This window comes from Janthinobacterium sp. UMAB-56 (genome assembly GCF_900095265.1).
GTDB lineage: Bacteria > Pseudomonadota > Gammaproteobacteria > Burkholderiales > Burkholderiaceae_D > Janthinobacterium.
In genome coordinates, this window is sequence record NZ_LT607670.1 from 124,870 (window position 1) to 149,482 (window position 24,613).

Below are 24,613 nucleotides of genomic sequence, written 5' to 3' on the forward strand. Positions count from 1 at the left end.
GGGCCTACTTCATCATCGCGCAAAACGTTTCCGGATTACCGTCAAGAATGACGCCGCTGGGCCAGCGGTGGCTGCGCTGCTGCGCGCGCAACAGCGAGGCGGCCAGGGCCGAGTCGCCATCGACGGCATACACGAAGACGGGCATGTTCAGGCTGGCCGCGTCGCCCAGCAAATGTGGATTGGCGTCCAGGCTGCGCGCGTCCACGTGCACGCCGGCGGGCATGCCGATCTGCTGCTGCACGCGCTGCAGCCACGGCTTGTCGAGCTTGGGCGGACGGGCATTTTTCGCGATATAGCGGCTGACCCGGTTGGTGCCGGCCGCCTGCGCATTGCGCGCGTCAAACACGATTAAGCCCAGATAACCCTGCGGATCGGCACGGCGCGCGCAAGCGAGGTTGTTCGGCACGCCCGACGTGAGGAACCAGTTGCCATGCTTGATGTTCGCGCGCAACTGCGCCACCAGGGTCGCGATGGGCGCGCACGAGGCCACGACATCCTTGATTTCCGCGTTCAGGGTCTTGTCCGGGAACGCCGTGGCCAGGTCCGCGACATCGCTGACAAAGGGCGGCGTTTCCGCCGTCGGCACGCCACGGTTCTTCATGCTGGCGGCGCGCCAGTCGTCGGCCGTCAATTGCTTCGCGGTGCGGGGCGCTCCCGTGTCGACGACTCTGCCCGTCAGCAGATCGTGGTGCACCACCCAGCTGCCGTCGCCCAGCAGCTGCAAATCCGTCTCGACCCCGTCCCAGGTGCCGAAATACGTGTTGCGCAGCGCGCTCAGCGAATTTTCCGGCGCATTGCCGGCGCCACGGTGGGCATGCACCTTCATGCCCAGGCAGTCGGCCTGTACAGCCGTGCTGAACATGGTGAGCAGCAAGGCCAGTGCTGCCGCCTTATTTTTGTCCCGGATGATAACCATAATGAATTCCCTGCAAAACGTGGATGCGGATCGCTTCGTTGACGGGGTAGCTGTAGCCCTGCCCCACCGCCACGACGTGCGTGATATTGGCCAGCAAGCCCTTGCCGGCGATTTGCCAGCGCGTGCTGTCGTCGGCCGCCTGGCGGTTCCAGTCCAGCATCTGGCGGAACAGCTCGCTCTTCGTGACATTATTGTCCGACAGGCTGAAGATGCCCCAGGTTCCCAGGAAGGCGCCGGCCAGCACGCCCGTGGCGATCCAGGCGGAACGGCGGCTCAGCTGGCCATCGGCGCCCGCCTGCTCGCCGCGGCGCGCCGCCAGCACCAGCAAGCCGACCGTGGCGATCAGGTACAACAGTTTCGAGAAGTGACCGATGGCGCCCAGCAAGGAGAAAAACAGGGCGACGGGCGGCACGATGGCGGCGCGCGCCGCTTCCTTGCCCTCTTCAAAGTACTTGCCACCCACTTCGAAGTCATTGCGGCTGGCGCGGTATTCCACCAGTTTCTCCGCCGTCTGGCGCGCGGCGAACTGGTCGAACAACCGGCTGAACTCGGCCGGACTGGCATAGGCATCCTGCACCACGGCGCCTTTGGGCAAACGCAAACCCTTGCTCGCTTCGCTGCCATCGCCGCCGTCCGGCCCGTCGCGCAGCACGGCCTGGATGCCGGGGCGCGCCACGAAAGCGGCGAAGGACAAGCCAGGCGGAATGCGCTCGCCCTTGACGCTCAAGCCCTTGCCGGCCGCTTCCGACGCATAGCGGCGCTTGACGGCGGCGCGAAAGCTCAACTGATCGGCAGGATGCCAGTTGGCCGACACGGGCACCTTCTTGCGCACATTGTTGACCACGGCCGCCTTGCGCCGCGCCGGCACGGAATGCGGCTGCCAGCCGTGGCGCGACAGGCTTTGCCGATAATCGTTCCAGGCCGCTTCCTGCTGCTGGCGCAAGCCCGCATCGTCATCGGGAATCATACCCGAATACAATTTCCACTTGTCGTGCACTTCGCCGATCGCCTGCTGGTACTTGTCATAGTACCCGGCCGCGCCGCCCGCGATCTTGCGGACGTTGAAATTGATCAGTTGCTCCTTGGCCGGCTCCATGCGCTCGTCGAGATGGCCGACCGAGACGGCCAGGAAGGGAAACAGGGCCAGAAAGGCCTTGCCTTCGGGCTTGGCAAACAAGGTGGGATCATCGACCAGTCCCTGCAATTGCAGGCTGCCGCCCACCAGCGAACGCTGCATCAGGGTGGTGTTGAAGGCCAGGCGGCGAAATTGCGCATCGCGCGTTTCAACCAGCACCGTGACCGTGGTCTTCAAAATACCGAACACGACTGCGGCCGTGGCGACACAGCAGAAGATGATTTTTTTCCAGCTTGGGCCGCTGCCATTGTTCTTCAGCCGGCGGCGCCACATCAGTTGCAGCACCACCAGCGCGGCGGCGATGCCCGACAGGCTGCGGCCATAGAATTCCACGCCTTCCACGTCGTGCGGCTTGACGTCGCCCCCCACCACGTCGAGCAGGCGGGCATTGAAGCCCAGTTCGAAGCACAAATAAATAATCGTCAGGACGATCAGGATCAAAGTCTGCCGGATTTGCAGACTGCGTAAACTCGCGGCCATCTTATTTCCTCAAATCGATGACGACGGGCTTGATCTCTTCGGCCTGGAAGATCATCGGCGCCGCTGGCGCCGCGCTGCGCTGCACGGGCAGACTGGTGGCGGGTGGCGCCGCCCTGGCCTGGCTTTCCTGGCGGCGCGGCCTGGCGCTGGCGCGGCTGCCCGCTTTCGGCGCGCTGGCGGGCGCCGGGGCGGCAGCCGGCGGCGCCGGGATCACGCGCCCGCTATCGCTGCCGGGCATGGTGGCGATGACAGGGCCTGTGGCGCGCAATGCGTCGTCGGCAAACGGCTGGGCGCGCGTATCGACGCCGGGCGGCACGGCCACGCTGGCGTTGAGCAGGCGATTGTCCGTGTAGATCATGCGCGACAGGCGGTTGACGTTGGGAAAGTCGATATTCAGCGATTTCGCATCCGCCGCCAGTTCCACGCGGGGGCGGTCCTTGCAATTGCCGACCGTCCACTGCAGCACGTCCGTGCCCTGGAAAGCCAGCACTTCATAGCGGTAGGCGCAGCCGCGCTCCTGTGTTTCGACGATCACCACGGTACGCTCGCCCACGTTTTCCACGCGCGCCACGCGGGCCGTGATGGCCTTGGCCAGCGGCACGACGCGAAACGCCTGCGACAGCTTGATCGAATACTTGCCTTGCGGGTCCTTGCGCAAAGTGCCTTCCGTGCCGTCGCGCAAGCGGAAGGTGGAAATCGGCGTGCCGAACAGCTCGGCCGTATCCAGGCCCACCATGACGCCGCCACGGCCATTCGGCGTCATGGCGCAGCCCGTCAACAGGACGCCAACTGCCACGCCGGCGATCAATTTGCGCCAGTGCGCGGATGCAAAATTCTTATACGTTGTCATGCTGGATAGCTCTCTCTTATTTCGGGGTCAGGGATTGATGACGGCCAGCGGGTTGCCCGGCCCCGGTGGCGGCAAGACTTTCTGGCGGTCACGCGACAGCACAGTGAAGGCGCCCAGGGTGTCCGGCCCGGCGACGATTTCCAGCTGTTCGCGCTGCAGCCAGGTGCGCAGTTCCGCTTCCGTCGCATCGGCGCGGAACAGCACGCGCGTGCGCACGCCCGTCTCGACGCCGCTGCCACTGCCGTTGCGGAATTGCGCATTGCCGACGACAGCATTCTCTTTCGGCAGGAACAGCCAGGCCGATTGCACCACCATCACGCTGGCAGCCACGGCCGTGACGATCTTCAGCCAGCGGCTGGAATTTGCCGCCCGCATTGGCACCTTCGCCGCTGACGCGGTGGCATCGGCCGGGGCGATCTGCAACTGCTGCAGTCCCTGGCGCAGCAATTGCCGGTACGCCACGCGGCCATCCTTGCCCAGCTCGCTCGACAGCGGCGTGCCCGTCAGCGCATAGTCGTCGCCAGGCAAGGCCACGCGGGCGATGAGGCCCGGTGCGCTGGCGGCCCGATTCGCGCGGCCATGCGTTTCCAGCCAGCGCACCGCCTGCAGGCGCTCCTGGCTGAACACGCCCAGGCAGGCGCCCAGGTCCGTCACGGCCAGCGTCACGGGCAGGTCGCACAGCACCAGCCCCGCACGCGGGTCGGCGGGCGCATCGCGCTCCTCGACCACCAGGCCGCAGGCATCCGCATACGATGTGTCGGGCGTGACGAGCCAGCCGCGCCAGCGCTGCCGCGTGCTATCCCAGGCATCGAGCAGCACGGCGCCAAAGCCGGGGCGGCGCGCCAGCACATGGATTTGTCCGCCCGCGATGGGCCGCGCGGCCAGCGGCGCGGCGTCGCTGCGGCGTCCAAAGCCTGCCAGCACGTGCTCCGGCACGGCAATGCCGCGCCAGTCGGGGGTATCGCCGCTCACATCCGCATCCAACAGCTCGGCGGAAGATGGGGGAGACGGCAGGCGCGCGGCAACGATGGCCAGCGAGGGCGTCAATGCAGTCATGCCGGTGGCCTTTCATCAGTGTTGTGAGAAGTGGATACGGGGTCCAGGTGCAGGGATAACGCGGCCACGCACAAAATATCCAAAACTATTTGCGCCGCCTGCATATCGCGCGCGGTCAAGGCATCGCCCACGCGCAGCTTGAGCAGGGTCAAGACCCAGCTGCCCAGCAGAGTAGAACGGTGGGCCGGTTCGACGATCTGGCGTCCCGCGCTGAGGCTATCGCCCTTCTGCTTGTGCACCAGGCCCAGCTTGCCTCCGTGGTAATGCGCCGAAGCAATCTGCTCGGCCAGTTCCTTGACAGGCATGCCGCCACAGCCGCAATGGTGTAGCAGCAAAATCAAATCACGGGGCAAGGTGGAGATAAAACTGTCTGCCGCCTCGCGCACTTGCTGCGCCGTGAGCTGATAGTCGCGCAGCGGTTCGGCATAGGCGTCGGGCGCGCGCAGTTCGCAGCCCTCTTGCGCATCGGCATCTTCGTCATCGCGCTGCTTGCGCAGCTGGTCGATGATGAAACGCTTGAAGTACAGGAATAAAGCGCCCACATGGTGGGGCGCGGCGTCGCTGTCGCTGTGGAGGACTTTTTCAATGAAAAACTGGTGGCGCAAATCAGCCAGGGAATCGCCCAGCGACGCCGCTTCGCGCGGACGGCATGGCGTCAGCGCGGCAATGACGCGCTGGTAAAACTCGCCCAGTTCGCCTTGCGTCAGCTGCTGGCGGCGGGTCCAGAAAGCATGAATCCGTTCAAATTGTTCCGATTGCACAGCCTGTCCGATCGTGTGTTGGGCGGCACGCGCCACTGGCCGACAGCAACGCGCACCGTGCGCTGGCCAGACAAGAGAAACTTGTCAGTAAGGTAAAATGCATTTAAGCAATTTTCTCATATCACAGTAAAAATCGCTAACTTTTGTTACTTTCACGACAATTTCCGAGACCCCGATGCATCGCCTGATTCCCCTGTTTTTGAGCCTGTTCTTTTTGCTGGTCAGCAACGTGGTGCACGCCGCCGTACAGACTGCTGCTGGCAAGCGCGTCGCCCTGGTGATCGGCAACGCGGCCTATCCGCAGCCGCTATTGAATCCCGTCAACGATGCGCGCGCCATGGCCGAGCGCCTACGCCGCCTGGGCTTTGAAGTGCTATTGCGCACGGACATCAATGCAGCCCAGTTGCAAAAGGCGTCGGCCGAGTTTTCCACGCAGGCACGCGGCGCCGATATCGCCCTCGTGTTTTACGCTGGCCACGGCGCGCAGGCGGGCGAAGCCAATTATGTGCTGCCGCTGGGCGCCAACATGAATGCGCTGAGCGCGGCCGCCATTGCCGCGCAGGGCGTATCGGTGGCCAGCCTGGCCGGTGATTTGCAGCGCACGGGCGCGCGCGGCGCCGTGCTGATCCTCGACGCTTGCCGCCAGGAATATACGCGCGGCGGCGCAATGGTGCCCGTGCCCGGCGGCAGCAATGCGGCCAGCCACGGTTTTGCCGACACGCAAGCGCCACGCGGCGTGGTGATCGCCTATTCGGCGGGACCGGGCGCCCTGGCGCGCGATTTCTGGTCGCCCGATTCGCGCAACAGCCCCTACACGAGCGCCCTGCTCGACGCGCTCGATGCCCCCGGCTTGCCCATGGGCGACGTCTTCTCGCAAGTGGCGGCCAGGGTCGCCGCCATGACGCACGACGTGCAAAAGCCCCGCGTCTCGTTCGGCGAAACGTCGGCGCGCCTGGTGCTGAACATGGGCAGCGGCAAGGGAGTCAGCCCGCCAACGCCGGGCGTGCTAGCCTCGGGCGACAAGGGCATGCGTGCCCCCCTCCCGGCACCAGCGCCAGCCCCCGCCACCACCGCCTCTGGCGCGAAAGTATGGCCAGGCAACGTTTTACAAGACATCAACTATGAAATCCGCATGCAGATCGCGGCGCGGCCATTTCCCCGCCAGCAACTGGAAAAGCGCGCGCGCGGCGGCGACCTGGTGGCGCTGACGGCACTCGGCTACGGCATCGGCAGCGGCGATGCGGGCATCAAACAGCAGAAGGGGGGCATGCAGTGGCTGGAAAAGGCCGCCGCAAAGGATTTTCCTATCGCCCAGACCTATCTGGCCGAATTGCTGATGGTCAAAGGCGACCCGGCATCCTTGAAACGGGCAGGCGTGCTGCTGGACGCCGCTTCGCAAGCGGGCTACAGCCCCGCCCACGCGTATAAATTCGACCTGGCCCGGCGCACGGGTGCGCCGCCGCAGGAAGCGGCCCGCCACTTGCAGGACGCCTTCATGGGCTTGATGAAGGATTACCAGGGCGCCGCCAAGGACTTGCTGCAGCCGCCAAAAAAATAATTCCAAATAATTTTAGATTTCCCTGAACTGCCCCCGTTATCCGTGGGTACATGCAATACAGCATGACAGTGACCAGGGAAATCCCATGCAAGCATCCAGCCCAGCAGCAATCAGCACCGGCCAACGCGGCCGCATCCTCGCCTATCAAACAAGCGGACAAGGTTCCGTCAGCGTGGCCGGCATTCAACATGCCTTCGACGTCAGTACCCACTGGCGCTCGGACGTGGCGCCCGCCATCAACGCCGTCGTCGATGTGCGCTTCGATGATGCGGGCAGCCTCGCCACCGTCAGCGCCGTGGCGACGCAACAACTGGCGCAGGAAGAGATGGCCGGTGCGGCGAAACTGGCGCGCGACAAGGGTCAGCAACTGTGGGGCCAGGCCGTCACGGCCCTGGGCATCAAGGTGCTGGCCAGCCTCGGCGTCTTGATCGCCGGCGCCTTTGTCTTCAACACCCTCGGCATCCGCCTGTTCGCCTCCGTCTCGCGCAGCTATTGGCAGTTGCTGGGACTGTCCGCCGACAGCCTGGAAAGCTTTGCCCGCGATGGCGGCGGCGGTTTTACGTCCGCACAATGTTTCTTCTTGCTGGCAATTGCCGCCTGCTGCGCCACCATGGCCAGCAAGAACCCGAAAGCGGCGCTGGGCAAGTGCGCGCCGCTGTTGTTCGTCGTCATCCACAGCAGCTTGCTGTTCATCAAAATCAAGGGCGCCGTCAGCGAGGCGGGCAACGCCATGGGCGGCATCATGGGCAGCCGCGCGGCACGCATGGCCGAGCAGATGGCCAGCGAAATGCTGGGACAAGTGTGGCAAGGCTTGTCCTTCGGCATCGGTTTTTACCTGGTGCTGGCCTCTTCCATCGTCCTGGCCGCTTACGGCGTCGGCGAATACAAACGCAAGACCGTCGGCTAAGCCCGGCAACCTCCCGCACACTCATACTGAAGGAAATACCATGAACCGCACTCTGCCCACCCTGCTCGCCATCGCCGTGATCCTGTCCGCCTGCGGCAAGACGGAGAACAACAACGCCACGCCGACCGTCGCCGCACCGGCCACCAGCGTGGCCGATATGGCCGCCAAGGCGCAAGTGAAGGCGGCCGCCGCCAGCCTGCCGCAAGCGGACGCTGCCACACCAAGCGCCAGCTATGTCGACATCACGAGCGGCAACCAGTTGATGTACAGCTACATCGCCCTGTCCGGCGTGCCGCCCGATTACGCGGCCGTGGCGCAGCGCATCTCGCGTGAATATGCGGGCAGCAACGACGCCTTCCGCAAGCAGGAAGTGCTCGACGCGCTGAAACCGCAGATCGACGCCAAGGTCGGCGAAGCGAAAACCAAACGCTACCTGCGCTACCAGATCAATGGCCAGGGCGCGCTGTCGCCATACGCGATGGACAAGGCCGCCTTCCCTGCCAAGTTCGCAGAAACAGGTACGTATTACTACATGTACGACAACGGCGACTACAAGCTGGCGTTTTCGAATGGCGGCGCTTACTCGCTGCTGAAGGTGGACCAGGACGCGGCGCGCAAGATCGAGGCGGCCCGCAGCGGCTACAAGGACTTCACCATCATCGTATATGCCTACGCCCAGGAAGCGGACATGGCCAGCAACCAGGTCAAGGCGCAGATCGTCAAGGTGGCGATCAAGCTGAACGGGGAAGAAATTCCTGTGCAGCAAGCGCTGTAAGCGCCCGGGCCTTTGCGTTACACTGTTCGCCACATTGCATCAGGATCGAGACATGGGCGAACAGACACTGGCGGAGCAACACCTGGCCAAGGGCCAGCAACTGCAGCAGCAAGGCAAGTTGATCGAAGCGATCAATGCCTACCAGGCCGCGTATAAACTGGACCCGGCCCTGGCGCAAGCCCAGCATTTCCAGGGCCTGGCGATGCTAGAACTGGGCCAGGGCGCCATCGGCCTGGGCCTATTAAAACTGTCGCTCAAGCAGCAGCCGGAGAACGCCCTGTTCCACTACAACTTGGGCAATGTGCTGCGCGGCACGGATAATGAGGCGGCGCTGGCCAGCTACGCCACGGCGGCGCGGCTGGCGCCGCACGAGCACGATTTCGCGATTCTACATGCGGAACTGCTGCTGGGAAAACAGCGTCTGGCCGAGACCATCGCCGAGCTGGAACGGGCCCACGCCCTGCGTCCGCAGCGTTGGCAAACCCTGCAGGGCCTGGCCGAGCTGTATTACCGCACGGGACAGCAGGATCTGGCGCTGGCACGCTATGCGCAAGCCCTGGCGCTGCATCCGGCACTGGCGCAAACGTGCCGCATCGGCTTTGCCGCGCCACAAGCGGAACTGGCAGAAACGTTGACACCGATCAACGTCGCGCCAGCGCTGCAGGAGTTCCTGCGCGAAACGGATTTGCACATCCTCGACGATTTCCTGCCCGACCCCACCGCCTGGCGCGCGCAGGCGCTAGCCCTGCCGTTCGAGCAGCAGCGCTATGCGGGACAGAACTACCCGGGCAGCCAGACGGCAGGCCAGCCCTGCCAGGCCATCATGGAGCGCATCGCCACGGCGCTGGGCCGCCCCATCCGTTTTATCTCGCCCGACAACGGCTCGTATCGCCTCAGCTATGCGGACGCCATGGCGCGCACGGATATCCATGTGGATAACGAGACGGGGAATAATTTCAATTTCTATGCGGGCGTGCTGTATCTGAACCCGCCCGAGCAATGCCAGGGCGGCACCACCTTCTGGCGCCACCAGCCCAGCGGCTGGCACCGGCGCCTGCCCGAGGCGGACGTCAAGGCAGGCGGCTACGCCAGCTTCAAGGATTTCCAGAAGCGCTGGCTGCCGAACAGCAAAGTGCAGAAATTCAACGATTTGCAGGAACAGCGCGACAGTTGGCAAGCGCTGCTGGAAGTACCGATGCGCCACAACCGCCTGATCGTGTACAAGGGCCATTACTTTCATTCGATCAGCAATGTGTTTGGCGACACGCCGGAGAATGGACGATTGGTGCAGCTGTTCTTTTTTGAAGTGCCGGACTAATACATATCCGCAGCCGTCGCCCGTACAGCTTTCAATAGCATATCCGCCCCCGGCGACAGCAAATGATCCTGCTGGCGGATGATGCCGAACGCATCCATCTTGCACGGCAGTTCTATGGGCAAGATGCTCAGCACGTTCAACGATTCATAGTAGTGCGCCACTTCCGTCGGCATCACATGCAGGGAATCCGTCTGCTGCAGCAAGGACGTAATCAGCAGCAAGGCCGTGGTGTCGACCACGTCGACGGGCGGTTCCAGGCTGGCGCGGCGGAACATCATGTCGAAGCGGTGGCGCAGGATGCTGCCTTGCGGCGGCAAGATCCATGGCTGGCCCGCCAGGTCTTTCAATTGCAGATTCTTGCGCGACAGCAGCGGGTGGCCGTTGCGCGCCACGGCGCTGGCCGGCTCTTCCGTCAATTCTTCGTAGATAAGGCCCGCGCTGCTTTCCTTTTCCAGGATGCGCCCGATCATGAAGTCGAGGGTGCCATGCTGCAGCATGTCCATCAGGGTGTTGCTGTGCTCCAAATGTACGCCGATGCGCATCAAGGGCGCCTGCTGCTTGATGCGGGCAATGGCGCGCGGCAGCAAGGCCATCGCGGGCGTCATGATGACGCCCACTTCCACCTGGCCCGTCAAGCCCGACTTCAGGGCGACGATGTCGTCATGCGCCAGCGACAAGCTCGTCAAGGCCATGCGCGCATGGCGTATCATGGTCTCGCCGTAAATCGTCGGCTCCATGCCGCGCGGCAACCGGTCGAATAGGCGCACATCGAGCATCTCTTCCAGGTCCTTGATTTGCTTGGACGCGGCCGGCTGCGTCATATGCAATTCTTCCGCCGCGCGGTGGATGTTGCGCTGCTCGTCAAGGGCGATCAACAGCAGCAATTGCCGCGTCTTCAGGCGGGCTCGCAAGAACCAGTTGGGGTTGAGAGTATCCATGAATAAATCATATCATGATCGATATCGGTTCTAACACGATATCGACATTATAGATATCAGTATGTCTCCTTGTTCGTTTGTGCGCAGCTAGCGCTCAGGATGCCTTGCAGGCGGCGCTGGGATTGGCGGCCGGACCAGCCGTTTGATGGATGAACTCGATACTGCCATCCGGCTTGTACTTCAGCTCTTCCACGGCCACGGAGCGCCGGTACTCGCCACCGCCGGGCAATTTGTCGTTGTGATAGAAGATGTAGGACTTGCCATTGAATTCGATGATGGCCTGGTGGATGGTTTTCACCACGGCATTCTTGTCCATGATGGTGCCACGGAAATGCCACGGCCCCGTCGGCGTCGGTCCCGTCGAATACGCCGTTTCTTCGGGGAAGTTGCGCGAGTACGACAAGTAATACGTGCCGGCATGCTTGTGCATATAGGCCGCTTCCGTGAACGCATCCATGCCAAAGGTCAGAATCGGGCCGTCCAGCTCCGTCATGTTGGCTTTCAGCCTGGCGTATTTCAAGACCGTGTTGCCCCAATAGATATACGCTTGGCCATCCGTATCGATGAAGACGGCCGGGTCGATGTCGTCCCAGAGTATCGCCGTCTGCCGCGTCATGTCGTTGGTGATCAGGGCGCTGCCGCGCGCATCGACGAAGGGCCCGGTCGGGCTGTCGGACACGGCCACGCCAATGGCCTTGCCGGGGATGGTTTTATGCTCGACGGTCGAATAGAAATAGTATTGATTGCCGCGCTTGACGATGTCGCCGGCCCAGGCATCCTTGGCTGCCCAGGCGAAGGTGGAAAAGCGCACGGGCGAGCCGTGATCGGTCCAGTTCGCCATGTCGCAGGAAGAATACACGCGCCACTCGTGCATGCGGTAATCCGTATCCGTGGCACTCGCTTCATCGTGGCCCACATACAGGTAGACTCGGCCATTGTCGACCAGCGCGGCCGGGTCGCCCGTGTAAATGTTTTTCACGATGGGGTTGGCGCCCTGCGCGGCGAATGGAGCGCAGGCGAGCGCCAGCGCCATGCCGATGGCTGCGGCAAGTGTGTGTTTCTGGAACATGCAGTTAACTCCCCTTGGTATTTTTCTGGCCCATGGCCATCAGTCTTTGCACGACGCAAAAGACAAACAGCAAGCCGCCGATGACGATCTTGGTCCACCACGAGCTGAGCGTGCCGTCGAAGGCGATCAGGGTCTGGATGGTGCCGAGCACCAGCACGCCCGACAGCGCACCGGCCACATAGCCGTAGCCGCCGCTGAGCAAGGTGCCGCCGATGACGACGGCAGCAATCGCGTCCAGTTCCGTGCCTTGCGCATGCAAGCCATAGCCGGACAGCATGTAAAACGCAAACAGCACGCCGCCCAGGGACGCGCAAAAGCCGCTGAAGGCATAAATCAGCACCTTGGTGCGGCCCACGGGCAAACCCATCATCAGGGCCGACTGTTCATTGCCGCCGATCGCATACACGGCGCGGCCGAACGGCGTGGCGTGCGCCAGCCAGATGGCCAAAAGTAAGGTCGCCACGGCAATCAGCACGCCGGGCGAAACAAAGCCCCCCAGAAAGCCCAGTTGCGTCTGCGACATGGCCACGAACAGCGGGTCGTCGATCGTGATCGAATTGATGCTGATCAGATAGCACAAGCCGCGCGCCAGAAACATGCCAGCCAGGGTCACGATGAAGGGCTGCAGCTTGAAATAATGGATGAGCGCGCCCATGCCGGCGCCAAACACGGCGCCCAGCGCCAGCACGGTGGCGATCACCAGCGTCGGGGGCCAGTGCGCCACGTGGAGCAGCCAGGCGGCGATCATGGTCGACAGGGCCAGCACGGAACCGACCGACAAATCGATGCCGCCGGAAACGATGACGAAGGTCATGCCGACGGCGATCACCAGCAAAAAGGCGTTATCGATCAACAGGTTAAAGATCACTTGCGTGGACAGCAGGCCCGGGTAGGCGGCGCCACCGAGGCCCAGCATCACCACCAGCAGCAAGACGGTGACGAGCGAGGTGAAATACGGGGTGTGCAGCAAGCCCTTCATGCTTTTCTCCGATGCAGCAATTGCTTGAATTGCGACGATTGCGACAGGCAGACGAGGAACACGACGACCGACTTGACGACCATGTTCACCTCGGGCGGCACGCCCAGCGAATAGATGGTGTAGGTCAGGGTCTGGATGATGAGGGCGCCGATCATGCTGCCCACGAGGCTGAACTTGCCGCCGGCCAGGGACGTCCCGCCCAGGGTGACGGCCAGGATGGCGTCCAGTTCCAGCATCAGGCCCGCGTTGTTGGCGTCGGCGCTCTTGATGTTTGAGCTGATCATCAGCCCCGACAGGCCCGCGCAGGCGGCGCAAAAGACGTAGACGAAAAAGATCAGGGTCGCCGTCTTGATGCCGGCCAGGCGCGCGGCGACAGGGTTGATGCCGACGGCCTGGATGAACAGGCCCAGCGCCGTCTTGCGCATCAGCACGGCCGTGATGAGGAAAACGGCCGCCACGAGGAACAGGGAAAACGGCAAGCCGAACAGATAACCGCTGCCGATGAAAAAGTACGGTTGATAGTAGACGGTAACGATCTGCCCATCCGTCAGCAATTGCGCCAGGCCCCGCCCCGCCACCATCAGAATCAGGGTGGCGACGATGGGCTGCAAGCCGAGGCCGGCCACCAGCACGCCGTTCCAGGCGCCGCACAGCAAGGCCGCGCCCAGGGCCGCCGCCAGGGCCCAGCCCATGGGGATATTGCTCACGTAAGTGGGCACGCCGTTGTCCATCACCATGGTGCCGCCGATCAGCATGGCGGCCACGGTACCGGACAGGGCCACGACGGCGCCCACGGAAATATCGATGCCGCGCGTGGCTATCACCAGGGTCATGCCCAGCGCCGCCAGCATCAGCGGCGCGGCGCGGTTGACGATGTCGATCACGCTACCGTACAGATGGCCATCGCGCACTTCCAGGCGGAAAAATCCGGGGATGGCAAAGAAATCGACCAGCAACAGCAGCAACAGCGCGGCCAGGGGCCGGCTCAGGGGGTGATGTAAAACGCTATGCACAATGGAAGAATCCGTGGTGGAGGCCGCACGCGCCGCCTCGATGGGCGCCGCGGGCGACGGTGTGGTCACGCTCATGCTGTTTCTCCGGCAATCACTTGCAGCACGGAACTGTCATCCAGCTCGCCGCGCGCATAGTCGCCGCAAGCCTTGCGGTCGCGCATGACGACGATGCGGTCGCTGCAACGCAGCACTTCCGGCAATTCGGACGAAATGAACAGAATCGCCATGCCCTTGCGGCACAGTTTGCTGACATAACTCATGATTTCCTGCTTGGCGCGCACATCGATGCCGCGCGTGGGCTCGTCGAGGATCAGCATGGCCGGCGATGTCACCAGCCAGCGCGCCAGCAAGGCTTTCTGTTGATTGCCGCCCGACAAGCTGCCGATGGGCGTTTCGATGCTGGCCGTCTTGATGCCCAGCGCCTTCACATATTCGTCGGCCAGCGCCTGCTGGCGTTTGAATGGGATGGCGCGCAGCAAGCCCGTGCGGGCCTGCAAGGCCAGGATGATGTTTTCACGCACGGACAGCGACAGGATCGCGCCCTCGTGCTTGCGGTCTTCCGAGCAAAAACCGATGTCACGGGCAATGGCGTCGCGCGGCACGTTGAAGTGACGCGGCTTGCCCTGCATGGAGATGGAGCCGGAATCGGCCTTGTCGGCGCCGAACAACAGGCGCGCCAGTTCCGTGCGGCCCGAACCGAGCAAGCCGGCCAGGCCCAGCAATTCACCCTGGCGGATATGGAAATCCATGGGCAGCAAGGCGCCCTTGCGGCCCAGTCCTTGCGCTTCGAGCACCACGGGGCCAAAGCTGGCCGCGTCCGCGTCTTGCGCCAGATCAGGCGCTTGCTCCTGCGTGTCGGCCGCCACGCCGATCATCTTGTTCACCAGCGCCAGGCGCGACAGTTCGCTGCACGCATACTCCCCCTCGCGCTCGCCATTGCGCATGACGGTGATGCGGTCGGAAATGGCGTAGGTCTGGTCGAGAAAGTGGGTGACGAACAAAATCGCCATGCCCTGCTCGCGCAGGCGGCGCAGCACGGAAAACAGCAGATTGACTTCCGCCTCGTCCAGGCTGGACGTCGGTTCGTCGAGGATCAGCACACGGGCCGAAATGTTCAGCGCGCGCGAAATGGCCACCATTTGCTGGATGGCCAGCGGAAAGCTGGACAGTTGCGCCGTGACATCGATATCGATCTGCAATTGCTGCAGCAAGGCACGCGCCTGCTGCTGCATCGCACGCCAGTCTATCGCCCCGAAGCGGCGCGGATAGCGGCCGATAAAGATGTTTTCCGCCACCGACAGGTTCGGGCACAGATTGACTTCCTGGTACACCGTGCTGATACCGAGCAACTGCGCATCCGAAGTGGAAGCGGCGGCGATGGGCTTGCCCTCAAACAGGATCTGGCCGCTGTCGGGTGTATACACGCCCGTCAGCACCTTGATCAGGGTCGATTTCCCGGCGCCATTTTGTCCCATCAGGGTATGCACTTCGCCCGGATACAGGCGCAGGGCAACATCACTGAGGGCTTTGACGCCGGGAAAGGCTTTACTGATGCCGCGCAACTCCAGCAAGGGAGCTGGCGCGGCGTTGTGATGCGCTTGCGTCTTCATCATGCGGCAAGCTTAGTACTTACGGTTAGGAAATTCCTTGGCGGCCACCTCGGCAGGGAACACGCCTTCCACCGTCGTGATGCGCGCCGGCACGGGCTTGCCGGCCACCACGTCGCGGGCGATGGACATCAATTGCGGGCCCAGCAGCGGGCTGCATTCAACGGTGACATTCAGCTTGCCGGCAATCATGGCCTCGAACGCGCCTTTCACGCCATCGATGGAGATAATGATGATGTCCTTGCCCGGCTTCATGCCCGCTTCTTCGATGGCCTGGATGGCGCCGATGGCCATATCGTCATTGTGCGCGTACAGCACGTTGATCTTCTTGCCTTCGGCCTTGAGGAACGCTTCCATCACTTCCTTGCCCTTGGCGCGCGTGAAGTCGCCTGTTTGCGAACGGATGATCTTCAGCTTGGGATTCTTGCCGATGACTTCCTGGAAGCCTTCCTTGCGGTCGATGGCCGGGGCGGAACCCACCGTGCCTTGCAGTTCGACGATATTCAGGGTGGCATCCGGGGTTTTCTTCGCATGCTCGAGCAGCCACTGGCCCGCGCGGCGGCCCTCTTCCACGAAGTCGGAGCCGATGAAGGTCACGTACAGCGACTTGTCGGCCACATTGACGGCGCGGTCCGTCAAGATGACGGGAATCTTGGCCGCCTTGGCTTCGCGCAAGACGGTATCCCAGCCGGACTCAACGACAGGCGAGAAGGCGATCACGTCGACCTTTTGCGCGATGAAGGAGCGCAGGGCCTTGACCTGGTTTTCCTGCTTTTGCTGGGCATCGGCAAATTTCAGGGTGATGCCATCTTTCTTGGCAGCATCCTTGATGGAAACGGTATTGGCGGTGCGCCACTCGCTCTCGGCGCCCACCTGCGAAAAGCCCATGACGAGGGGCTTGGCGGCGAAGGCGGACGAGCTAGCGAAGGTGGTGGCAGAAGCGGCCAGCAGCATGGCGCTGGCGAGGAGTGTGCGGCGTGTCAATGTCATTCTTGTCTCCAGTTTTTTGGAATACCATCACAGCCGGATGCCGGATGGGCGGTTTTTATGAAGCCATGGTAGGAGAAAGCAACATAGCCATCCAATCAATTCTTTTTCGCTTGCGATACCGATTTGCGTATCGGTAGATCGAGCAGAGTCCCCTCTTGCCTCAGCGCAGCAGGCGCAGCCCGTACAGGCCGCCGGCCACGGACTCCTTGCCGGCGACAAATTTCACGCGCAATTTGCCGTTGGCAGCGGCGACCAGCGACACAGGCACGGCGATGTCGACCGTGTGCAGCTCTTGCGGCGCATCGTCCATCACAGCGAGCGTCGCCAGCTTGACGTCGTTGACCAGCACGTCAAACACGCGGTCCGCGTCCACAGTCGACAGGGTCAGTCGCAAGAACCGGGCTTCGCCTTGCGGATCGCTCAGTTCATAGCTGAACCAGCCTGTCGCATGACGCCAGTGCCTGCCCTTGTTGATGCCGTTTTCTCCCCCTTCGGCCTGGAAGAAGTGGTCGGATTCAGGCTGCTGCTGCCCCGGCGCCACCTGGTCGATGGTCTGCGCATCGAGGGCCAGGCGCTGCGTTTCTGCCTGGCGCGTGGTTTGCTGCAGCTGCGCCAGGCTGGCGGGCGTGGACAAGGGCCAGTACAGCATATAGCGCGAGTCATGCAGGCGGAAGAACGGGATCAGTTTCAAGGTGGCAGCATCCTTGCCCTGGATCAGCCCGGGCGCCGTAAAGGTCAGCGGCTGGCCCTTCACGGGCTTGATCTGGTGCAGGAAGTCTTTTTTGTCGCTGACGAACAGCGGCGACGATTCCAGCGGACATACTTGCCCCTGGGCGATATGGCCCATGCGCGTATCATCGGCCAGATAGTTCAGCGCTTCATGCGCGAACGGCTGCGTCTTCGCTGCCAGCACGATGGGGCCGTGCAGCACGGCGTAATAATTCGACTGGTCAGGCATCTGCTCCAGGCGCGTCGTCATGGGCAAGGTCACGTCGACGCTGTCGCCGGACTTCCACGCGCGCGTACACGGGCGTAGCCGATCAGCATGGCGACTTGTCCAATAAATCACGAAAATTCAGTATAGCTGGACTTTGAATATTGGAAAGGGATTGTGGATTGTCGGTGTGCTTGAGATACCCGCCGCACGCGGGCCGCACGCGGGAGTGCAACAAACCCTCGTTTGTTGGACCCGACCAGACCACGTGAGCAAAGTGCGTCGACTTTGAAAAATGGTTGATTTTATGCCGTGGTCGCCTTGTGCTGGATCAACTCCACCTTGTAGCCGTCCGGATCTTCGATAAAGGCGATGATCTCGTTCCTGTCACCTTGCAATGGCCCGGCAGCACGTGTCACTTTCGCACCGGCGGCCGCTGCGTCCTGCGTGGCAGCGAATATATCCGCTACGCCGATCGCAATATGCCCATATGCGGTTCCTATTGTATATTCACGCTGGTCCCAGTTGTGCGTGAGCTCCAGCACCGTGGTGTCGTTCTCCTCGCCATAGCCGACGAAGGCCAGCGTGAATCGTCCCTCGCTGAAGTCCATGCGCCGCAACAGCCGCATGCCGCAAATGCGCTGGTAGAAATCGAGCGAGGCGTCCAAGTCCCGCACCCTTAGCATTGTGTGCAACATGCGGCCGGCGACGATCGCCCCGGCCTGGGATGCCGGCGCTGAATTGACTGTGATATTCGGCGACGCCTTCCAGGGGGCGAGCGACATGTGTTCCTCCAATCTTTGGCGGTATGGGTAAGTGTAAAAGAAGCCCCGCGCACAGGCTGAGCTTCACCTGCAGTTGGCTAGCGGTAGTACGGCGAATGCATGTCCCGGCTCGCGATTTCGGTCACGTTCGCATCAAATATGCGGGTGTAGAAAGCGGCGTTCAGAGCGGTCGCCTCCGTCGGGAAGTAGTCCACCGCGAACTTACGTGCATTCTCGACCGTGTCGAACGCGTACAGCCCTCCTGGGGTTCCGCTATGCACACCGGACAGCCAGGTCTTCGACAATAGGCCTGGCTGGCGCTTCAGGACCGGATTGAGTTTGCGCCAAGGCACAGCCTGGTCGAAGGGTATGGCATGCAGCTGCACTTCCGTATAGACGTAGGCGCCGGGCTTGACGTCGATCTTGCCATCATAGTGAACCGAGTTCATTTCCCGGCTCGCCGCTTCGGTTGCTGCGGCGTCGAATACGCGTGTCGTTTGTGCCACGCCAAAACTGCGTGCTTCTTCCGGGAAGTAGCCCGTCACGAACTTCTGCGCGTTTTCGATCGTATCAAAGGCATACAGTCCCCCTGCGGAATGGTTGCCGACGCCCGCAAGCCAGGTCTTGTTGATGAAGCCCGGCTGCTTCTTAATGCTGTCGTTGATTCGCTTCCACGGCACGTTTTCGAACGGGACGGAAAGTTGTAGTTCAGTATAGACATACGCTTTGTGGGTCATTCTTTTCTCCTGTTGAATGGGGGTAGTTTGGGCAGCGGCATTGAACGCGCCGAAAACCGTCGCGAGGACGGTGACGGCGGCTAGCTTGAACGTGCTGTTCACGGACACCATGCAAATTTTCATAGGCATACTGGCTCTCTGTTAAGTTAAAATAACGATCGCTACATAACGATTGTTGATGCGGATTTTAAATAACGATCGTTATATTGTCAATTGCTAAATAGCGATCGATACATTCATTGAGGGATGCGATGCGACATAAAGGTGTAAACAAGGACGAAACGCGGCTCAGAGTGACCGAGGCGATCAGTCGCGGTTTCCGCAAGCATGGCTTTGCCGGTGTCGGTGTGGATGCGCTGGCAAAGGGGGCGGGCGTCACGTCGGGAGCCTTCTACTCGCACTTCGGCTCGAAGATCGGCGCCTTCGAGGTCGCGCTCGGTGTCGGGCTTGACGAGGTGATCAGCGGTCTTCCGTACTATCAGCGTGAATTCGGTGCCGGTTGGCTGAAGGCGTTTGTCGAATACTACATGGGCAAGGCCCACCGGGAAGACCTCGAATGCGGTTGCGCGATGGCCTCCCTGACGCCAGAGCTTGTCCGTGCAGACTCGGCCATGCAGACTGTGTTCGAAGAAAAGATGAATGTGATAGTCGACATCGTCGCTCGCGGCCTGCAGGCCGAGGACCACGCCGCTGCACGCGCGAGGGCATGGGCGATGCTCGGTGTCCTAATCGGCGGCCTGAACCTTGCCCGTGCCATGCGCAGCCGCGCGGCCATCGACGAGCTTGCCAGTGCCATCGCGATCGCGGCCCTCGCAGCGGCGGGACCTTCGTGCATCGTGAACGACTTGGCGCTGTAGGCACCGCGCGCGGATAACCGTACCGTAGCGGCCGTAATCAAGACCGCTAAGCACGTTGACGTTGGCGAGCTGGTCCGTGAACAGTTCCGTCTGGTAAGAACAAGAGCGGAACGACTTCTGAAGACCACCATAGTGGAGGACGATTTGTTTCACAAGCTTCGCAACCTGGGAATGGCATCGTCACAGATGCTCTATTTCGCAGGAATACGGTCTGAAGACCAACTGCGTGCCATGGGCACCGTCGCAGCGTATCTTGCCGTAACGAAGGCAGGCTGCTCGCCAAGCCTGAACCTGCTTTGGGCTATTGAAGGTGCGTTGACGGATCGCGACTGGACGGACGTGTCAAGAAACGAGCGCACATCATTACTTTTTCAACTTGATGACTATGAACAGGGAGAAAAATAAGGCAAGCAATCGAATTGGTTGTATTCCGCACCAACCCCGGAGTTCTCCCTGAGAGACTGCAAGCAGCGGCAATGGCAGTTACTTGGTCAGTTGCAGATAATGCTGGTTCACGGCGATGGAATGCAGGTCGGGGCGGATAAATGCAGGTTCATTTGCAGCTAATGCTGGTTTGATGGGGCCTTCAGTCGCAGTTATTCCTGGCCGAGAATCGGCTGGAATGCTGGTCGGCCCCGTTTCAAATGCAGGTCGTTACACGTAGACGTCGGCCAGCACCTCGTTCATGCCGCCGTGCTCGGCGCGCAGCATGGCTTGCATCTGCGCATCGGACAAGGATGCCGAGAGTTTCACGGCCCAGTCCGACAATTCGATCAGCATGCTCTTCGCCTCGGCATTGCCGGCGTACTGGTAGGCGTCGCGCAAGCCGGCAAACACCTTGTGCAGGTTGTACCACGGCACCCATTTACCGTTGACGGAGAAGGTGTCGGCTTGCAGTTCGCCCTTGGCGATGGCTTGCCAGGCGGCGCTGCCGTCAGGAATGCCGCCCAGGTAGCCGTTACCGTTGGCTTCCTGGCATTTCTTCAGCTCCGCCACCACATAGTTGAGGCGTTCGCGCACCTGCGCGTCGCCCGTGGACGCCACCATCAGGGCCAGTGCGGACAGATAATGGCCACCCAGGTGGCCGTCCAGCCCTGTCGATTCCCAATTGCCATAGCTGGACTGTCTCTGCGGCAAACCCGCTTCGCGGCGGAATGGCGCCAGTAATTTGTCAGGCTCGAAAGCCAGCAGGTAATGCAAGTCCGTCGTTTGCGCATCGAGAAAGGGCCCCGCTTTCAAGCGCACGGACGAGAGAGGGAACAGCTCGGCCGCCTGCGCCGCAGGCGTGAGCAGTCCGCCGGCGGCCAGCGCCAGCATCCATACGGTTTTTTTCATGGCGGACCCTAGCGTTGAACAGCCGGCAATTGATGACTTTGATAACGGTTCAAATCGCGCGCATCGACCTGCGGCCAGCCATCTTTGTCCCACGTCATGGGCAGGATCTTGAGCTTCTGCAAATAATTGTCCGCCGTTTCATACGCATGCAGCACCAGGTAATCCTTGCCGTCAAAGGTGTAGGCGCTGTTATGGCCCAGGCCTTGCCAATCCTTGTCGCCTTTCAAGACCACCGTGCCGCCGCCCTGCGCCATGTCGCGCCCGTCCTTGTCCAAGTACGGCCCCGTCACGCTGTTGGAGCGTCCCACGGCCAGGTGGTAGGTGCTTTTTTCCTTCTGGCAGCACAAGCCCCAGGAGACGAAGAGGAAGTAATCCTTGCCGTGCTGGACGATGAACGGCGCCTCGATTTCCTCGGGCGCGGGCTTGAATTCGCCCGCCCTTGGCGGCAGCGGTGCCCGGCGCGCCAGCGAATGCCACTCTTGCGGTTCCGCAATACGCGTCCAATCAGACGTCAGTTTGACCAGCTTGATGCCATTCCAGAACGAGCCGAAGGCCATCCACGGCGTGCCGGCGGCATCGGTGATGATGTTCGAATCGATGGCGTTCCACTCGTCGCGTTCGGGTACCGATTGCAGCAGCATGCCCTGGTCGACCCAGCGGTAGTCGGGTGAACGGGGGTTCAAGGTTTTGTTGACGGTCACGCCGATGCCGGACGTATTCTTGCCGAAGCCGGAGACCGAGTAGTACAGGTAATATTTGCCGTCATGAAATTGCACGTCGGGCGCCCAGATATGGTCGTCAAAGCTGGGGGCCGCTGTTTTCGCCCATGTGGGCTGGCCGGCGAAGACGCGTCCTTCCGGCTGCCAGTCGAGCATGTTTTTCGAGCTGTAGAAGGTGATGCCCGGGCCCGTGCTGTACAGATAATACGTGTCGCCTTCCTTCGCCATCACGGGGTCGTGCACACTGACCTGGGTCGCGTGCGCGGCAGCCATGATCGCCAGGGTGCCCAGGATGGCGGCCATGCCGCGTGTCAACAAGTGCATCGTCTTCTCCAATATGAACGGGCCGGCCCATCGTGCGGGCCGGCCGGATGAATGACAGGTGGCGCAAGCTTATTCTACGGCCACCACCACCACGGCCTTGGCCGGCACCGACACGGTCAGCTTGCCGCCTTGCGCCTTGGCATTGAACGCCACCGGCTGCACGGCTTGCGGTTGCGCAAAGCTGTTGACGGCGTCCATCTTGGCGGCGGTCAGCACGCGGCCCGTGACACTGGCCACTTGCTTGCCGGCCAGCGCCACGCTCACGTCAACGGCCTTGTGCGGGTTGGTATTGACCAGCGACAAGTACACCTTGCCATCCTTGGCGCGCGCGGCCGAGGCGCTCACTTCCGGAATGCTGAACTTACCCAGGCTGTACTTGCCATTGCCCTCGATGGCGACCGGCAGAGAGGTGGCGTCCTGGAAGGGCACATACATTTCAAACGCGTGATACGTAGGCGTGAGGAAATACTTATCCTTGTCCGTGATGATCATCGCCTGCAGCACATTGACCATTTGCGCGATATTCGTCATACGCACGCGGTCGGCGTGGGCATGGAAAATATTGAAGTTCAGGGCCGCCACCAGGGCGTCACGCAAACTGTTTTGCTGGAACAAAAAGCCCGTGTTGGTGCCCGGCTCCACGTCGTACCAGGTACCCCATTCATCGACGTACAAGCCGGTCTTTTTCGAGGGATCGTTCTTGTCGATGGCGGCGATATTGTTCTTGATCAAGCTATCGAGGCGCAGGGTGCGGCTGAGGGTGGAAATCCATTCATTTTCCGCGAAACCCGTGGCGGCGCCCTTCTTTTCCCAGATACCGGTCGGCACCGTGTAGTAGTGGAAACTGATGGCGTCCATCATGTTCGGCTTGATTTCGCGGCTCAGGGTGCTGGACCAGCTGGTGTCGTCGTCATTGCCGCCGCTGGCGATGAATTTCGGACGCGCGCTTTCCGGCGTCTTCATGAAGGTGTGATAGTGCTTGTACAGGTCGGCGTAGTACTGCGGGCGCATATTGCCGCCGCAACCCCAGGCTTCGTTGCCGATGCCAAAGTAATCGACTTTATACGGCTGCGCGCGGCCATTCTTGCGGCGCAGCTCGGCCAGGGTCGACTTGCTGTCCGAGGTCATGTATTCGAGCCACTCCGACATTTCCTGCGGCGTGCCGGAACCGAGGTTGCCGTTGATATAGGTTTGCGCGCCCAGCAACTCGGCCAGGTCGAAGAATTCATGCGTACCGACGGCATTCGACTCTTCCACGCCGCCCCAGTTGGTGTTGACCTTGGTCGGGCGCTTCTCGCGTGCGCCGATGCCATCCTTCCAGTGATATTCGTCGGCAAAGCAGCCGCCCGGCCAGCGGACCAGCGGCACGTGCAACTGTTTCAGCGCACCCAGCACGTCGTTGCGCCAGCCCTTGGTGTTCGGGATCGGCGATGCCGGCCCCACCCACATGCCTTCGTAGATGCCCGTGCCCAGGTGTTCGGCGAACTGGCCATACACATTCTTGTTGATCACGGGACCGGGCCTGGCCACGTCGATGGTCACATTGACGGGCGCGGCAAAGGCGCTGCCAACGGCCATGGTCAGGCTGAGGGCCACGATGCTGGTATGGATGAATTTCATGCTGTCTCCTGTTTTTTAGTGAAAAGCAAGGGCCGGGATCGCTCCCGGCAATCTGGAATGGCGATGCCTCTCCTGCCGCGGGGTTGGGGCGGCAAGAGCGGTAGTTCAAAAGGGGAAGGTGGCTGCGGGCGAACCCGCGCCCGACAAAACGCCCAGGGCTAGGCTAGGCAACAACGCCCTGGACGTTTTGTCAGACCCAGCCGGCGTCGACGATGAATTCCTGAGACGAGCACATCGCTCCGTCATCGGAGGCGAGGAACAGCACCATGGCGGCGATGTCCTGTGGCATCAGCTTGCTTGGCAAGCACTGGCTTTTCTTGATTTCCATTTCCGCCGCTTCATCAACCCACAGCTCGATCTGGCGCTGCGTCATGACCCAGCCGGGCGTGACCGTGTTGACGCGGATATTGTGGGCGCCATAATCGCGCGCCAGGCCCCGCGTGAGGCCCACGACGGCCGCCTTGGTAGTGGCATACACGGGGTAGCCACCCGACTTCATGTGCCAGGAAATCGAGCTGACATTGATGATGGAACCGCCGCCCTTGCGCTTCATGCCCTCGAAGACGGCCTGGCAGGTGAAGAACATGGGGCGTTGATTGATCGCAATGCGTTCGTTCCAGTATTCCAGGGTGACGTCCTGCGCCTGATGGCGCTGGTCATTGGCCGCATTGTTGACGAGGATATCGAAGTCGCCCAGTTGACCGGCCAGCTCGGCCATGACGGCTTGCAAGGATGCAATATCCGTGATGTCGCAATGGCGGAACAGTGGCGCCGTCCAGCCCGCTTCAGCCAGCTGGCGGCACAGGGCATCGCTCGCTTCTACGGCGATATCGACAAACGCCACCAGCGCGCCCTGGGCGGCAAATTCCGCCACCAGGGATGCACCGATGCCGCTGCCGCCGCCCGTGATGAACACACGCTTGCCCTGCAAGCTGCCATATTTCGCCAATTGCTTCATCTTGTCTCCACCT

Annotated in this window: 24 protein-coding genes; 6 read left to right on the top strand and 18 right to left on the bottom strand. The window is 61.9% G+C overall.

The genetic code is table 11. The features are described from left to right. Positions 1-4: 4 nt before the first annotated feature. Genes K0F85_RS25240 through K0F85_RS25260 form a run of 5 tightly spaced genes read right to left on the bottom strand, consistent with a single transcriptional unit; the run spans position 5 to position 5,198 of the window. Complete coding sequence (locus K0F85_RS25240; protein WP_219118607.1) at positions 5-916, bottom strand: glycerophosphodiester phosphodiesterase family protein; 912 nt, start codon at positions 914-916, stop codon at positions 5-7. Further along, complete coding sequence (locus K0F85_RS25245; protein WP_219118608.1) at positions 891-2,531, bottom strand: hypothetical protein; 1,641 nt, start codon at positions 2,529-2,531, stop codon at positions 891-893. The genes K0F85_RS25240 and K0F85_RS25245 overlap by 26 nt, the downstream gene beginning before the upstream one ends. Before the next feature lies 1 nt (position 2,532). Next, complete coding sequence (locus K0F85_RS25250; protein ID WP_219118609.1) at positions 2,533-3,381, bottom strand: hypothetical protein; 849 nt, start codon at positions 3,379-3,381, stop codon at positions 2,533-2,535. Positions 3,382-3,408: 27 nt separating this feature from the next. Then, positions 3,409-4,437, bottom strand: coding sequence for a hypothetical protein (locus tag K0F85_RS25255; protein WP_219118610.1), 1,029 nt, complete (start codon positions 4,435-4,437; stop codon positions 3,409-3,411). After that, a complete protein-coding gene (locus tag K0F85_RS25260; protein ID WP_219118611.1) occupies positions 4,434-5,198 on the bottom strand; it encodes a hypothetical protein in 765 nt (254 codons plus the stop codon). Before K0F85_RS25260 ends, K0F85_RS25255 begins: the two co-directional genes overlap by 4 nt. Positions 5,199-5,373: 175 nt before the next feature. Between K0F85_RS25260 and K0F85_RS25265 the strand changes: the two genes are divergently transcribed. From K0F85_RS25265 to K0F85_RS25280, 4 genes are all read left to right on the top strand, one after another. Continuing rightward, positions 5,374-6,756: a caspase family protein gene (locus K0F85_RS25265; RefSeq protein WP_219118612.1), complete on the top strand. Its 1,383-nt coding sequence runs from the start codon at positions 5,374-5,376 to the stop codon at positions 6,754-6,756. 85 nt (positions 6,757-6,841) lie between these two features. Then, positions 6,842-7,663 carry a hypothetical protein gene (locus K0F85_RS25270; protein WP_219118613.1) on the top strand — a complete coding sequence of 274 codons (822 nt, stop codon included), beginning with the start codon at positions 6,842-6,844 and terminating at the stop codon, positions 7,661-7,663. A 40-nt stretch (positions 7,664-7,703) separates the two neighbouring features. Next, positions 7,704-8,438: a hypothetical protein gene (locus K0F85_RS25275; protein ID WP_219118614.1), complete on the top strand. Its 735-nt coding sequence runs from the start codon at positions 7,704-7,706 to the stop codon at positions 8,436-8,438. A gap of 52 nt (positions 8,439-8,490) precedes the next feature. Beyond that, on the top strand, positions 8,491-9,756 hold the full coding sequence (locus K0F85_RS25280) for a DUF6445 family protein (RefSeq protein WP_219118615.1): 1,266 nt from the start codon (positions 8,491-8,493) through the stop codon (positions 9,754-9,756). On the opposite strand, the gene K0F85_RS25285 is transcribed toward K0F85_RS25280, so the two are convergent. From K0F85_RS25285 to K0F85_RS25325, 9 genes are all read right to left on the bottom strand, one after another. After that, the gene (locus tag K0F85_RS25285; protein ID WP_035823672.1) at positions 9,753-10,694 is read right to left on the bottom strand and encodes a LysR family transcriptional regulator; all 942 of its coding nucleotides are present in this window, start codon (positions 10,692-10,694) and stop codon (positions 9,753-9,755) included. The two genes, K0F85_RS25280 and K0F85_RS25285, sit on opposite strands and share 4 nt — an antisense overlap. 94 nt (positions 10,695-10,788) lie before the next feature. Beyond that, complete coding sequence (locus K0F85_RS25290; protein WP_219118616.1) at positions 10,789-11,763, bottom strand: glycoside hydrolase family 43 protein; 975 nt, start codon at positions 11,761-11,763, stop codon at positions 10,789-10,791. Positions 11,764-11,767: 4 nt separating this feature from the next. Next, the gene (gene yjfF, locus K0F85_RS25295; protein ID WP_219118617.1) at positions 11,768-12,742 is read right to left on the bottom strand and encodes a galactofuranose ABC transporter, permease protein YjfF; all 975 of its coding nucleotides are present in this window, start codon (positions 12,740-12,742) and stop codon (positions 11,768-11,770) included. Next, complete coding sequence (locus K0F85_RS25300) at positions 12,739-13,830, bottom strand: ABC transporter permease (RefSeq protein WP_219118618.1); 1,092 nt, start codon at positions 13,828-13,830, stop codon at positions 12,739-12,741. The genes yjfF and K0F85_RS25300 overlap by 4 nt, the downstream gene beginning before the upstream one ends. After that, positions 13,827-15,368 carry a sugar ABC transporter ATP-binding protein gene (locus K0F85_RS25305; RefSeq protein ID WP_257638161.1) on the bottom strand — a complete coding sequence of 514 codons (1,542 nt, stop codon included), beginning with the start codon at positions 15,366-15,368 and terminating at the stop codon, positions 13,827-13,829. The genes K0F85_RS25300 and K0F85_RS25305 overlap by 4 nt, the downstream gene beginning before the upstream one ends. Positions 15,369-15,377: 9 nt before the next feature. Further along, on the bottom strand, positions 15,378-16,352 hold the full coding sequence (locus K0F85_RS25310) for an ABC transporter substrate-binding protein (RefSeq protein ID WP_219118619.1): 975 nt from the start codon (positions 16,350-16,352) through the stop codon (positions 15,378-15,380). 160 nt (positions 16,353-16,512) lie between these two features. Beyond that, complete coding sequence (locus K0F85_RS25315) at positions 16,513-17,343, bottom strand: DUF6805 domain-containing protein (RefSeq protein ID WP_374198818.1); 831 nt, start codon at positions 17,341-17,343, stop codon at positions 16,513-16,515. A 248-nt stretch (positions 17,344-17,591) separates the two neighbouring features. Beyond that, positions 17,592-17,984, bottom strand: a complete 393-nt coding sequence (gloA, locus tag K0F85_RS25320) for a lactoylglutathione lyase (protein ID WP_219118695.1) — start codon at positions 17,982-17,984, stop codon at positions 17,592-17,594. Between the two features lie 164 nt (positions 17,985-18,148). Next, positions 18,149-18,898, bottom strand: a complete 750-nt coding sequence (locus K0F85_RS25325) for a YdhR family protein (protein WP_219118620.1) — start codon at positions 18,896-18,898, stop codon at positions 18,149-18,151. A 182-nt stretch (positions 18,899-19,080) separates the two neighbouring features. Between K0F85_RS25325 and K0F85_RS25330 the strand changes: the two genes are divergently transcribed. Beyond that, positions 19,081-19,644, top strand: a complete 564-nt coding sequence (locus K0F85_RS25330; protein ID WP_219118621.1) for a TetR/AcrR family transcriptional regulator — start codon at positions 19,081-19,083, stop codon at positions 19,642-19,644. A 144-nt stretch (positions 19,645-19,788) separates the two neighbouring features. Beyond that, on the top strand, positions 19,789-20,049 hold the full coding sequence (locus tag K0F85_RS25335) for a TfoX/Sxy family protein (RefSeq protein WP_219118622.1): 261 nt from the start codon (positions 19,789-19,791) through the stop codon (positions 20,047-20,049). 249 nt (positions 20,050-20,298) lie between these two features. Here K0F85_RS25335 and K0F85_RS25340 read toward each other — a convergent pair whose 3' ends face one another. The 4 genes from K0F85_RS25340 to K0F85_RS25355 form a co-directional block, all read right to left on the bottom strand. Further along, the gene (locus K0F85_RS25340; RefSeq protein WP_219118623.1) at positions 20,299-20,979 is read right to left on the bottom strand and encodes a beta-L-arabinofuranosidase domain-containing protein; all 681 of its coding nucleotides are present in this window, start codon (positions 20,977-20,979) and stop codon (positions 20,299-20,301) included. 8 nt (positions 20,980-20,987) lie between these two features. Further along, positions 20,988-22,022 carry an arabinan endo-1,5-alpha-L-arabinosidase gene (locus K0F85_RS25345; RefSeq protein WP_257638163.1) on the bottom strand — a complete coding sequence of 345 codons (1,035 nt, stop codon included), beginning with the start codon at positions 22,020-22,022 and terminating at the stop codon, positions 20,988-20,990. Positions 22,023-22,091: 69 nt separating this feature from the next. Next, the gene (locus K0F85_RS25350) at positions 22,092-23,642 is read right to left on the bottom strand and encodes an alpha-N-arabinofuranosidase (RefSeq protein ID WP_219118624.1); all 1,551 of its coding nucleotides are present in this window, start codon (positions 23,640-23,642) and stop codon (positions 22,092-22,094) included. Between the two features lie 190 nt (positions 23,643-23,832). Continuing rightward, positions 23,833-24,600, bottom strand: coding sequence for an SDR family NAD(P)-dependent oxidoreductase (locus K0F85_RS25355; RefSeq protein ID WP_219118625.1), 768 nt, complete (start codon positions 24,598-24,600; stop codon positions 23,833-23,835). Between the last annotated feature and the right edge of the window lie 13 nt (positions 24,601-24,613).

Excerpts from the sequence above, each read along its gene's own strand:
- K0F85_RS25240 (WP_219118607.1), bottom strand. The coding sequence starts at position 916 with ATGGTTATCATCCGGGACAAAAATAAGGCGGCAGCACTGGCCTTGCTG.
- K0F85_RS25245 (WP_219118608.1), bottom strand. The coding sequence starts at position 2,531 with ATGGCCGCGAGTTTACGCAGTCTGCAAATCCGGCAGACTTTGATCCTG.
- K0F85_RS25250 (WP_219118609.1), bottom strand. The coding sequence starts at position 3,381 with ATGACAACGTATAAGAATTTTGCATCCGCGCACTGGCGCAAATTGATC.
- K0F85_RS25255 (WP_219118610.1), bottom strand. The coding sequence starts at position 4,437 with ATGACTGCATTGACGCCCTCGCTGGCCATCGTTGCCGCGCGCCTGCCG.
- K0F85_RS25265 (WP_219118612.1), top strand. The coding sequence starts at position 5,374 with ATGCATCGCCTGATTCCCCTGTTTTTGAGCCTGTTCTTTTTGCTGGTC.
- K0F85_RS25270 (WP_219118613.1), top strand. The coding sequence starts at position 6,842 with ATGCAAGCATCCAGCCCAGCAGCAATCAGCACCGGCCAACGCGGCCGC.
- K0F85_RS25275 (WP_219118614.1), top strand. The coding sequence starts at position 7,704 with ATGAACCGCACTCTGCCCACCCTGCTCGCCATCGCCGTGATCCTGTCC.
- K0F85_RS25280 (WP_219118615.1), top strand. The coding sequence starts at position 8,491 with ATGGGCGAACAGACACTGGCGGAGCAACACCTGGCCAAGGGCCAGCAA.
- K0F85_RS25285 (WP_035823672.1), bottom strand. The coding sequence starts at position 10,694 with ATGGATACTCTCAACCCCAACTGGTTCTTGCGAGCCCGCCTGAAGACG.
- K0F85_RS25290 (WP_219118616.1), bottom strand. The coding sequence starts at position 11,763 with ATGTTCCAGAAACACACACTTGCCGCAGCCATCGGCATGGCGCTGGCG.
- yjfF (WP_219118617.1), bottom strand. The coding sequence starts at position 12,742 with ATGAAGGGCTTGCTGCACACCCCGTATTTCACCTCGCTCGTCACCGTC.
- K0F85_RS25300 (WP_219118618.1), bottom strand. The coding sequence starts at position 13,830 with ATGAGCGTGACCACACCGTCGCCCGCGGCGCCCATCGAGGCGGCGCGT.
- K0F85_RS25305 (WP_257638161.1), bottom strand. The coding sequence starts at position 15,368 with ATGATGAAGACGCAAGCGCATCACAACGCCGCGCCAGCTCCCTTGCTG.
- K0F85_RS25310 (WP_219118619.1), bottom strand. The coding sequence starts at position 16,352 with ATGACATTGACACGCCGCACACTCCTCGCCAGCGCCATGCTGCTGGCC.
- gloA (WP_219118695.1), bottom strand. The coding sequence starts at position 17,984 with ATGTTGCACACAATGCTAAGGGTGCGGGACTTGGACGCCTCGCTCGAT.
- K0F85_RS25325 (WP_219118620.1), bottom strand. The coding sequence starts at position 18,898 with ATGGTGTCCGTGAACAGCACGTTCAAGCTAGCCGCCGTCACCGTCCTC.
- K0F85_RS25340 (WP_219118623.1), bottom strand. The coding sequence starts at position 20,979 with ATGAAAAAAACCGTATGGATGCTGGCGCTGGCCGCCGGCGGACTGCTC.
- K0F85_RS25345 (WP_257638163.1), bottom strand. The coding sequence starts at position 22,022 with ATGCACTTGTTGACACGCGGCATGGCCGCCATCCTGGGCACCCTGGCG.
- K0F85_RS25350 (WP_219118624.1), bottom strand. The coding sequence starts at position 23,642 with ATGAAATTCATCCATACCAGCATCGTGGCCCTCAGCCTGACCATGGCC.
- K0F85_RS25355 (WP_219118625.1), bottom strand. The coding sequence starts at position 24,600 with ATGAAGCAATTGGCGAAATATGGCAGCTTGCAGGGCAAGCGTGTGTTC.